At 63.4% G+C, this 10,955-nt stretch carries 9 protein-coding genes; all 9 read left to right on the plus strand.

Annotated features, from left to right (window positions below; all coding sequences use genetic code 11):
• Window positions 1–26 precede the first annotated feature (26 nt).
• Window positions 27–398: a RidA family protein gene (locus I5W_RS23555; RefSeq protein ID WP_017449904.1), complete on the plus strand. Its 372-nt coding sequence runs from the start codon at window positions 27–29 to the stop codon at window positions 396–398.
• A gap of 230 nt (window positions 399–628) precedes the next feature.
• Complete coding sequence (locus I5W_RS23560; protein WP_044531071.1) at window positions 629–1,339, plus strand: gluconate 2-dehydrogenase subunit 3 family protein; 711 nt, start codon at window positions 629–631, stop codon at window positions 1,337–1,339.
• Window positions 1,340–1,391: 52 nt separating this feature from the next.
• Window positions 1,392–3,173, plus strand: a complete 1,782-nt coding sequence (locus I5W_RS23565; RefSeq protein WP_017449906.1) for a GMC family oxidoreductase — start codon at window positions 1,392–1,394, stop codon at window positions 3,171–3,173.
• A 10-nt stretch (window positions 3,174–3,183) separates the two neighbouring features.
• On the plus strand, window positions 3,184–4,608 hold the full coding sequence (locus I5W_RS23570; protein ID WP_252717195.1) for a cytochrome c: 1,425 nt from the start codon (window positions 3,184–3,186) through the stop codon (window positions 4,606–4,608).
• 174 nt (window positions 4,609–4,782) lie between these two features.
• Window positions 4,783–5,292, plus strand: a complete 510-nt coding sequence (locus tag I5W_RS23575; RefSeq protein WP_044531073.1) for a sigma-70 family RNA polymerase sigma factor — start codon at window positions 4,783–4,785, stop codon at window positions 5,290–5,292.
• The gene (locus tag I5W_RS23580; RefSeq protein WP_044531074.1) at window positions 5,289–6,287 is read left to right on the plus strand and encodes a FecR domain-containing protein; all 999 of its coding nucleotides are present in this window, start codon (window positions 5,289–5,291) and stop codon (window positions 6,285–6,287) included. The genes I5W_RS23575 and I5W_RS23580 overlap by 4 nt, the downstream gene beginning before the upstream one ends.
• Before the next feature lie 97 nt (window positions 6,288–6,384).
• Window positions 6,385–8,934, plus strand: a complete 2,550-nt coding sequence (locus I5W_RS23585) for a TonB-dependent siderophore receptor (RefSeq protein ID WP_044531075.1) — start codon at window positions 6,385–6,387, stop codon at window positions 8,932–8,934.
• A gap of 208 nt (window positions 8,935–9,142) precedes the next feature.
• Window positions 9,143–10,159 (plus strand): 2,3-diaminopropionate biosynthesis protein SbnA, encoded by a 1,017-nt coding sequence (gene sbnA / locus I5W_RS23590; protein ID WP_017449911.1) that lies wholly within the window; start codon window positions 9,143–9,145, stop codon window positions 10,157–10,159.
• Between the two features lie 5 nt (window positions 10,160–10,164).
• A partial coding sequence (locus tag I5W_RS23595) for an ornithine cyclodeaminase (protein WP_044531076.1) occupies window positions 10,165–10,955 on the plus strand: 791 nt, incomplete at its 3' end.

Raw genomic sequence — 10,955 nt, forward strand, 5'->3', positions numbered from 1 at the left:
ACACGATTTTTTGACAGGAGAATATCTTGAGCACCCATCAAAACAGCATCGAAAGACAGCACACCAATGCGCGCATGAGCAAGATCGTGAAATATGGCGGTCTGGTCTACCTGTGCGGACAGACCGCCAATGGCAGTGCCAGTGCCGAAGCCGACATCACCGCCCAGACCCATGAAGTGCTGTCCCGCATCGACGCCTTGCTAGCCGAGGCCGGATCGCAGCGTGACAGGATTCTATCGACCACCATCTACCTGCGCGACATCGCCGACTTCGGTGCCATGAATGCAGTCTGGGACGCGTGGGTTCCCGCCGGAACCGCTCCGGCCCGCACCACCCTGGAAGCCAGGCTGGGGGCGTCCAGCCTGTTGGTGGAAATGACCGTCGTGGCCGCGCAATAAGCCTTCGCGGGACTCAGGCAGATAAGGCGATGGACTGGAACGTTCAATCTTGACTTCTCAGTGACCGGTCATCGTCTGAAGCGCCCTGCAAGCGAGCCGCGTCAGACATTTCCGACAGCAAAAGCGCAGGATGGCTGATCGCCACTGCCTGTGCCAAGGCACATCATGGCTGGGCCGTGAGCAAGGCATGAACTTGCTCACGCTCTGGATTTCCCTCAAGGAAACGCGCCATGAAAAAAATAAGCATCTCCGCCAATCGCCGCCGTTTCCTGCGCGGCGCCCTCACGGCCGCACCGGCCGCTGCCCTGGCAGTGAGCACGGGCAGTCTCACGGCCAGTGCCCAAAGCCCATCCGCGCAGTCCAATGCCAGCGCTGCCTACCAACCGAGCTTCTTCAACCAGGACGAATACGCCCTGTTGAGCGCCCTGGCCGATACCCTCATCCCCGCCGATGACACTGGCCCTGGCGCGCTGGAAGCGGGGGTGCCCGAATTCATCGATGCCCAGATGAATACGCCCTATGGCCGGGGCCAGCTATGGTACATGCAGGGTCCTTTCACGCCGGAGGCCGCGCCCGAGTTCGGCTACCAGCTCCCCTATCCGCCCCGCGAGCTGTACAAGAAAGGCTTGGCCGAATTCGATGCCGCCATCCGTCAGCAATACGGGCGCGGCTTTGTCGGGCTGAACGCGCAGCAGCGCGAAAAGATGATGGGTGAATTCGAACAGGGCCATCTCGGCATGGCCACCATCCCCCCTGCGGCGCTGTTCAACCTGCTACTGCAGAACGTCCACGAAGGCTATTTCTGCGACCCCACCGATGGTGGCAACAAGGGCATGGGGTCGTGGAAGATGATCGGCTTTCCCGGTGCCCGCGCCGATTACTACGACTGGGTTGACCAGTATGGCCGCACCTATCCGCTGCCGCCGATTTCGCGCGGCTGAATCCGGCATCCACAGCTCGCCCTCCCTTTCTTCCTTCAGGTAGTCCAAGCACATGGCAAACAAGAACATGAAAGCAGTCGACGTGGTCATCGTTGGCTTCGGCTGGACCGGCGCCATCATGGCCAAGGAAATGACCGAGGCCGGACAGAGCGTGGTGGCGCTGGAACGCGGCGTCTATCGCGATACCTATCCCGATGGCGCCTATCCCAAGACCATCGATGAACTGGAATATCAGCAACGCTTCAAGCTGTTCCAGAATCTGAACAAATCTTCCTTCACCTTCCGCCGCAAGATGGCCGACAGCGCCATTCCCTATCGCCAGATCGCCATGTTCAAGCCGGGTGAAGGGGTGGGTGGTGCCGGGCTGCACTGGTCGGGCTGCCACTGGCGCATCCTGCCGGAAGAGTTGCGGATGCGCAGCCACTACGAGGAACGCTACGGCAAGGGCTTCATTCCGCCGGAGATGAACTTGCAGGACTGGGGCGTGACATATGAAGAGCTGGAACCGTATTTCGATTTCGCCGAAAAGATGATGGGCACTTCCGGCACCGCCTATCGCGTCAAGGGCAAGGTGGTCGATGACAGCGGCAACCCCTTCGAGGCCAATCGTTCCGATACCTTCCCGCTGCCGGCGCAGAAGGAACAGTACCAGGCGGCATTGTTTCGCAAGGCGGCGCAGCAGGCCGGATTCCATCCATTCACGCTGCCCTCGGCCAATGCTGCCGCGCCCTACGTGAACCAGTACGGCTGCCAGATGGGGCCTTGCACCTTTTGCGGCTATTGCTCCGGCTATGCCTGCTACAACTATTCGAAAGCCTCGCCCAACGTCAACATCATGCCGGCGCTGCGCCAGAGCAAGCTGTTCGAATTGCGCAGCAGTTGCAATGTGCTGCGCATCGAACTGGACAGCACGCGCAAGAAGGCCACCGGTGTGACCTACGTGGATGCGCAGGGTGATACCGTATTCCAGCCAGCCAATATCGTCATCGCCAGTACCTTCGCCTACAACAATGCGCGCTTGTTCCTGCTCTCGGGCATCGGCAAGCCTTACGATCCGGTTTCCAATACCGGGGTGGTGGGACGCAATATCGCCTTCCAGATGATGTCCACCATCAATGCCTTCTTTGCGCCGGGCAAGAACATCAATGGCTTCATCGGTGCCGGTGGCAACGGGGTGGCGGTGGATGACTTCAATGGTGACCACATGGACCATGGCCCGCTGGGCTTCGTCGGTGGTTCGCCGATCTGGTGCAATCCGTCGGGCTCCAAACCGATCTCGGGAATCGCAGTGCCGGCTGGCACGCCACGATGGGGCCGGGCCTGGAAAGCGGCGGTCAAGGCCAGCTATCTCAACACCATGTCCTTTGACGTGCATGGCGCCAACATGGTCTATCGGGATGTCTATGTCGATCTCGATCCCAACTACAAGGATGCCTTCGGCCAACCGCTGTTGCGTTTCACCTTCGACTGGAAGGACAACGATATCCGCATGAGCCGCTACGTCACCGAGCAGGCGGTCAAGATCGCGCATGAATTGAAGGCCAGGGAAATCAAGGTCACCGTCAAGAACTTGGGCGACGCCCCCGACCTGCGTACCTACCAGACCACCCACTGGGCCGGTGGCGTGGCCATGGGCACCGATCCGGCCACCAGCGTGCTCAACCGCTACCTGCAAAGCTGGGACGTGCACAACGTCTTTGCGGTGGGCTCGGGGGTCTTTGCGCAGGGCATCGGCTACAACCCGACCGGGGCGGCAGTAGCGCTGACCTACTGGTCGGCGCGCGCCATCCGCGAGCAATACCTGAAAGACCCGCGTGCGCTGGTCAGCGCGTAAGGGGGTGAGCATGAAACGACTGCTCTTCGCCACCATCCTGTCCCTGGGTACCGCCCTGCTGGCTTATGCCGATGATTCGCTGACGGTGCCGGCACCACCGCAAGGCCCAGTGGGTGCACGCCTGCTCAACCGCGAAGTGCCGCCGCTGCGTCCCTTTGCGCTACCGGACGCCGATACCGCGCTGTCGGCGCGTATTGCCAAGCAGGGCAGTGTCAGTGCCGACGACCAGCAATTGCTGCGTGGCGCCTACCTGGCGCGCGCCGGCGATTGCGTGGCCTGCCATACCAGCAAGGGCGGCCCACCTTTCGCCGGCGGGCTGGCGCTGGCCTCGCCCATCGGTGCCATCTATTCCACCAATATCACGCCGGACCGTGAACACGGTATCGGTAACTGGAGCTATGAAGATTTTGCGCGCCTCATGCGCACCGGGGTGACCAAGGCCGGCTACACGGTCTATCCAGCCATGCCCTACCCGTCCTACTCGCGCCTGAGCGAGCAGGATATGCACGATCTGTATGCCTACTTCACCCGGGCCGTGCCAGCCTCTGCGCAAGCCAACCGCGTCAATGACATCCCCTGGCCCTTGTCGATGCGCTGGCCGCTGGCGTTGTGGCGCAAGCTCTTCGCCCCGACCCCGGCGCCCTTTGCCGCGCCGGCCGCCAGTGACCAGGAACTGGCGCGCGGTGCTTACCTGGTCGAGGGACTGGGGCACTGCGGCAGTTGCCATACGCCGCGCTCGACCACGATGCAGGAAAAATCCCTGCGCGATGACAGCAGCCGATTGTTCCTCTCCGGTGGTCAGGTGGTCGACGGCTGGATCGTGCCGTCGCTGCGCAATGAACATGGCGGCGGCATTGCCGGCTGGAGCGAGGCGGACCTGGTGGAATTCCTGCGTACCGGTCGCAACCAGTTCACCGCCTCCTTCGGTGCCATGAATGACGTGGTGGAACATTCCATGCAATACCTGAGCCAGGCTGACCTCAAGGCCATGTCGCGCTACCTGCTCAGTTTGCCGCCACGCAACGATGCCCAGCCGTATCGCTACGATGAAGTCAGCGCCAAGGCAGCCTACGAGGGTCGTCCATCAACCCAGGGCGCAGCGCTCTATCTGGACCGCTGTGCCGCCTGCCACCGCAGCAACGGCACTGGCTATGGCAAGGCCTTCCCGGCGCTGGCGGGCAATCCGGTATTGCAGGGCAAGGATGCCAGCTCGGCCATTCGCATCATCCTGCAAGGTGGCCGCCAGCCCGCCACCGATTCAGCCACCGCCGGGCTGGTGATGGCGCCGTATGCGGGCTTGCTCAACGACCAGCAGATCGCCGAGGTCACCTCCTACATCCAGACTGCCTGGGGCAATCGCGGCGCTACCGCCAGTGCGGCGGACGTGGCCAGGATCAGGAAGACGGCCAGGCCGGTACAGGCCTTGACTCCTTGAGTGATGGGCGCCGCAGGATGGTTGCCTACAGGTCAACAATGGCCGCCCATTCTTGCGATAAGAAAGTGGTATCCGGTACCGGAGATTGCACTGCGTGTATTGCGCACGACAATTATTCCAATATATAGTGAGAACCATTCGCATTTATGAAGCTTGCTTCAAGGTGTCGCCCGAATGGAAATCCTCATCTCCCCCGCAGATGCACGTCAACAGATCGGTGTGCTCTATCGCGAGCATCATGGCTGGCTGGTTACCTGGCTCAGTCGCAAGCTGGCTTGCCGCCATCTCGGCGCCGACCTGGCGCAGGATACCTTCGTGCGCCTGCTCGGCAACCGTTTGCCGCTCGACCTGCGCGAGCCGCGCGCCTACCTGACCACTGTTGCCAAGGGCCTGCTCTCCAGCCACCTGCGTCGACGCCAGCTCGAGCACGCCTACCTGGAAGCGCTGGCGGCCCTGCCCGAGCCCAGTCAGCCATCGGCCGAGGAACGGCTGGTGGTGCTGGAAACCCTGTGCGAGATCGACCGGCTGCTCGACGCCCTGCCGCCCAAGGCCAGGCAGGTGTTCCTGCTGGCGCAACTGGATGGCCTGCCCTATGCCGATATCTGCACGTTGCTCAATGTCTCGCTCAGTACCGTCAAGCGCCACATGGTGTCGGCCCTGCGGCATTGCCTGGCCGCGCTGTGAAGTCTGCTACGCGCAGTAGCGCCCCCCCATCCGGGCGCGATGACATCCTGGCTGAAGCTGCCACCTGGCTCATGGAAATGCACGAAGGCCCGCTCAGTCCCGACCAGCGCACGGCCTTGGCGCAATGGCGCCAGCGCAGCCCCGAACATGAACGCGCCTGGGAAAAGGCCGCCCTGCTGCAAGAAAAACTGCACTCCCTCACGCCCTGCGGCGCTGCCGTGCTCAAGCAGGCGGCCCAGCCGGGGCGACGCAAGGCGGTCAAGACATTGGCCAGTGCGCTGGTGCTGGTGCCAACAGCCTGGCTGGTCTATCGCGCAAGGCCCTGGGAAGGCGAAGGGCAATACTTCGAGACTGCCGTGGGCCAGCGGCGTGAACTGCAACTGGCCGATGGCACCAGCATCACACTCAATACCGACAGCCGCATCGAGGTCGTGCTGGATGCAACACGGCGGCTGGTGCGACTGCAACGCGGCGAGATCCTGGTCACCACCGCGCCCGACCTCCAGCAACCGGCACGCCCCTTTCTGGTGGCGACGCAGCAGGGCAGCCTGCGTGCGCTGGGTACTCGCTTCACAGTACGCCAAGAGGATGCGCACACGGAAGTGGCCGTCTTCGAAGGAGCGGTGGAAGTCGCGCCAGCCGGCGCGGCCTCACGCAACACCAGCAAGCCGGTCTTGCCCAGCGGGATGCAGGCGCGCTTCGATCGTACCGCGATGGGGGCGCCACAGCCCTGCGAAGAAACCCAGGCCGCCTGGAGCAAGGGCCTGCTGATCGCCGACCGGATGCCACTGCCACAGTTCCTGGCCGAGCTGGCGCGCTATCGCCAAGGCTTGCTGCAAGGCGATGCGGCCATTGCCTGGCTCAAGGTGTCCGGGGTCTTTCCGCTGGCCGATACCGATCGCGTGCTGTCCTTGCTGGAACAAACCCAGCCGGTGCGCATCCAGCGACTGACGCGCTATTGGGTGCGGGTATTACCGGCCTCGGCATCACCCTGAAAATATTTTTGAAAAACCGTGAGCCATTTCCGAATCTCGTGCGGCAAACCAGATGAAGACGCTCCATCTGAATACCGTCCGTTATTGAAAGGCTCCCATGCAAGTGCATCACAAGAACAACCGGGCCACCCGGGGGAATACCACACACTCTGCCCGTCGCACGGGCAAATTGGCCGCGCGCCTGCTGGTCAAGCGCTCGACCCTGTCGATCGCCTGCGCCTGGGCCGCCCTGGCCTGGCCATTGCCGGGCCTGATGGCCAGCGCCCATGCCGCCGAGCCGGCAGTGGGCGTACAAAGCTACCAGATCGCACCGGGCCCCTTGCAACGCGCACTGTCCAGCTTCGCCGCGCGCGCCGGGGTGGCACTGTCCTTCGATGGCAGCCTGCTGGAAGGCAAGACCAGCCCGGGCCTAGCCGGCAATTTTTCGGTCGATGAAGGCTTTGCCCGCCTGCTGGCCGGCAGTGGCCTGCAGGCCCAGCGCCTGCCGGATGGCGCCTTCACCCTCAAGCCTGGCACGGCTGCCGGCACCGCGCCCGCTGCAACTTCCCAGCCGCAAGCGGTAACGGCGCCACTGCAAGCCATCGAAGTCAGCGCCCAGCGCACCACCAGCCAGTTGGTGCGACCCACGCGCCAGAGTACGGCGGTGCAGCGCGAGGAACTGGACGAATTGCGCCAGGGCTCCGACAGCCTGGCGACCGTGTTGAGCAAGATCGTGCCCGGCATGGCCGATTCCAGCCACACCATCACCGACTATGGCCAGACCCTGCGCGGGCGCAATACCCTGGTGCTGGTCGATGGCATCCCGCTCAATACCAACCGTGACTCGGCGCGCAACATGGCCACGCTGAACATGACCAGCATCGACAAGGTGGAAGTCCTGCGCGGCAGCAGCGCCATCTATGGCGCAGGCGCCGCCGGTGGCATCATCGCCGTCACCACCCGCCCTGCCGGGGGCGAGCCCTATGCCGAAACCACCTTCTCGATGCGCTCGGCGCTGTCGCACCTGGGCAGCGATGGCCTGGGCGGGGAAGTGAGCCACTTCATGTCCGGTTCCTCGGGGGCGATCGATTACGCGCTCAACGTCGGTGTGCAACACCTGGGCGGCTCCTTCGATGGCAAGGGCAATCGCATCGCGCCCGAGCCCAGCCAGGGCGATCTGTTCGACAGTACCAACTACACCGTGGGTGGCAAGCTGGGCCTGCGCATCGACCGCAACCAGCGCCTGCAATTCTCGGCCAGCCGCTACGTGGCCGAGCAGGACAGCAGCTACGGCTCAGACCCGTCGGTGGCCCGGCTGGCGCCCGGCACGGCAGTGGCGCGACCGCTGGATGGACTGCAACTGGCCGACCAGAACCAGATCAAGAACACCCTGCTGGGCCTGGACTACCAGAATCAGGATGTGCTGGGCAGCAGCCTGTCGACCCAGCTCTACTACCGCGACTACTTCACCCGCTTCACGCCCTTCGATGCGCGCGCCGTCTCCACGCGCGGCAACAACGTGGACCAGGTAATGCAGAATTCCAAGGTGTTGGGCGCCCGCGTCACGCTCGACACTCCCCTGGCCGAACGCACCAGCCTGCTGTGGGGCATGGACTTCAATCAGGAACGCAGCGACATGCCCGACGACATCTTCAATCCCCGCGCCTATGACGCCAGCGGTGGCCTGGTCTTCCGCCGCACCGGCACGCTCATGTACATGCCGCCGCTGACCACGCGCACCGTCGGTGCGTTCGGCCAGTTGCGCCACAAGTTCAACGAGCAATGGGCCGTCGAGGGTGGCCTGCGCTACGAACGCGCCAACGCCAGCTTCGATGACTTCGTACCACTCTCGCAAAGCCGCGCGGTCCGTCCGCGTTCGGTCAAGGGCGGCTCGGTCGATTACGATGCCTGGCTGGTCAATGCCGGTGCGGTCTTCAAGCCGGTAGCTGGACACGAGTTGTATGCCTCCTTCAGCCAGGGCTTCCAACTGCCCGATATCGGCCTGCAGATCCGCAATGCCTCGCCCAGTTTCGACATCAATTCCTCGGCGCTGGAACCGGTCAAGACCAACAACTACGAGCTCGGCTGGCGTGGCGCCATGGGCAACGTGGTGGGCACGCTGGCGGTGTTCTATACCACCTCCAAGCTGGGCGACGTACAGAGCTTCAACAATGGCCTGATCCTCACCCGCACCGAAGAGAAGATCCGCGGCATCGAAGCCAGCGCCGACTACCTGCCGGATGAATCGGCCTGGGGCGGCGGTGCTACCTTCACCATGATGTGGGGCCGCGAGACACCGCAAAACGCCAGCAGCGACCAGATCATGACCGGCTATCGCATCCCGCCCATGAAGCTGACGGCCTATGTGCAATACAAGCCCAGCAGCAACTGGAGCAACCGTCTGCAAGCCACCTACTACGCCGCGCGCGACTATCGCCTCAACGGCCAGACCAGCTTCGGACGGCGCGAGGTAGGCAGCTATACCACCCTGGACCTGGTGAGCCGCTACCAGCTCACCCCCAAGGACAGCCTGACCCTGGGCATCGAAAACCTGCTGAACCGTTATTACCTGCCGGCCTATAGCCAGCTCATGCGCAACAGCAACAACACCAGCCGCCTGCCCGCAACAGGCGCCGTACTCAATCTGAGCTACAGCCACCGCTGGTAATCCCCCGCACCACCTGGTGCGGTGTCTTTGCGCTTCCCCATCCGGCATGGCGCAGCCGAACCGGTTTGCGCCGGTTCGGCCTGTTGGTCCTCTGGCGCCGGACATGCAGTGCGGTCATTGGCCGCACTGATCTCTCGGGGCCAGTGTGCATTGCTTAGTTAATACGAATCATTTGTATTCATATTTAACACACTGGAAAGGAAGTCCCATGATACTCACCAGCCTGCTGGAACAGGTAGGAAGCACCCCCATTGTGCAGCTTTCGCGGCTGTTCCGGCATTCCCGCCACCAGGTCTACGCCAAGCTGGAGTTGCTCAATCCTGCCGGCAGCGTCAAGGACCGGCCGGCGCGCTACATCATCGAACGGGGCCTGGCCGATGGCTCCATCCGGCCCGGCGCGCATATCGTGGAAAGCTCATCGGGCAACCTGGCCATCGCCCTGGCCATGGTGTGCCGCATCCACGGTCTACGCTTTACGGCGGTGGTCGATCCCAACATCTCATCGACCAACCTGAAGATCATCGCTTGCTACGGCGCCAGTATCGAGAAGGTCACCCAACGCGACCCCCAGGGCGGCTATCTGGAGACCCGCATCGCCCGCGTCAAGCAATTGCTGCGCGAGGATGCGCAAGCGGTCTGGATCAACCAGTACGCCAATGAACGCAACTGGCAAAGCCATTACTACGGCGAAGGACAGGAAATCCTGCAGCAGATGCCCGCTGCACCGGACTACCTAGTGCTGGGTGTGAGCACGTCCGGCACCTTGCACGGGGTGGCGCGCCGGCTCAAGGAAAAATGGCCGACGCTCAAGATCGTCGCCGTCGATGCCGTGGGCTCGGTCCTGTTTGGCACTCCAGCGGGCAGCCGCGAATTGCCGGGCATCGGCGCCAGCCGCGTGCCCGAGTTGCTGCGCCGGGAAGAAATCGACCAATGCATTCATATCGACGACTATGAATCGGCCCTGGCCTGCCGCCGCCTGGTGGAGCAGGAAGGCATCTTCGCCGGCGGTTCTTCCGGCTCGGTGATGGCCGCCATCGAACGCCTGGGCGCCAGCCTGTCGCGTCCGGCGCGCCTGCTCACCATCCTGCCCGACCGCGGCGACCGCTATCTCGATACCGTCTACGACGACCACTGGCTGCAACGGATGCAGCAACGCCATCTGCAACGCCAGCAATGCGCGCCGTCCACATCGGTGCCCACCCCTGACCTCTCCCTGATCGGATAACCACCATGACCACTGCCTCCCCTACCCTGCTGTACCTGAGCCGCGCCGACATCGCCACCCTGGGTGGCCAACATTCGCAACCCTATGTGGACGCCATCGGTGCCGGTCTGGCCGCGCACGCGCGCAAGCAATTCGAGCAGCCGCTTAAACCCTACCTGCGCTGGCCCGGTGCCGACCATATCGCCGACCGCATCATCGCCATGCCCTGCTACGTGGGCGGCCAGCAACCGGTGGCGGGCCTGAAATGGATAGGCAGCCGCCAGCACAACCCCTCGCGCTTCGGCATGGAACGCGCCAGCGCGGTGATCGTGCTCAATGATGCCCAGACCAATTATCCGATCGCCCTGATGGAAGGCGGTCTCATCAGCGGGATGCGTACCGCCGCCATCAGCGTGGTGGGCACCCGCCACCTGGCGCGTGCCGGCTTCACCGACCTGGCCTGCATCGGCTGCGGTCCGATCGGTGCCATGCAGATCCAGTCGTTGCTGGAACAATTCCCGCACATTGCCCGGGTCCACCTGTATGACCTCTCGGCCGGCGCGGCCAGTGCCATGGCGGCGCGCTGGCACCAGACCTATCCGAGCGTGCAATTCATCGCCGCCGCCACGGCCGAACAGGCTGTGCGCCCTGCGGACGTGGTGGTCACCGCCACCGTCACCGACACCCCCTACCTACCCTTCGCCTGGCTCAAGCGCGGCGCCTTCGTCAGCAACATTTCCATCATGGATGTCCACAAGGATGTCTACGAACAGGCCGACAAGGTGGTGGTGGATGACTGGGACCAATCCACCGCAAA

This window comes from Herbaspirillum sp. B65 (genome assembly GCF_000333555.1).
Lineage (GTDB): Bacteria > Pseudomonadota > Gammaproteobacteria > Burkholderiales > Burkholderiaceae_D > Herbaspirillum > Herbaspirillum rubrisubalbicans.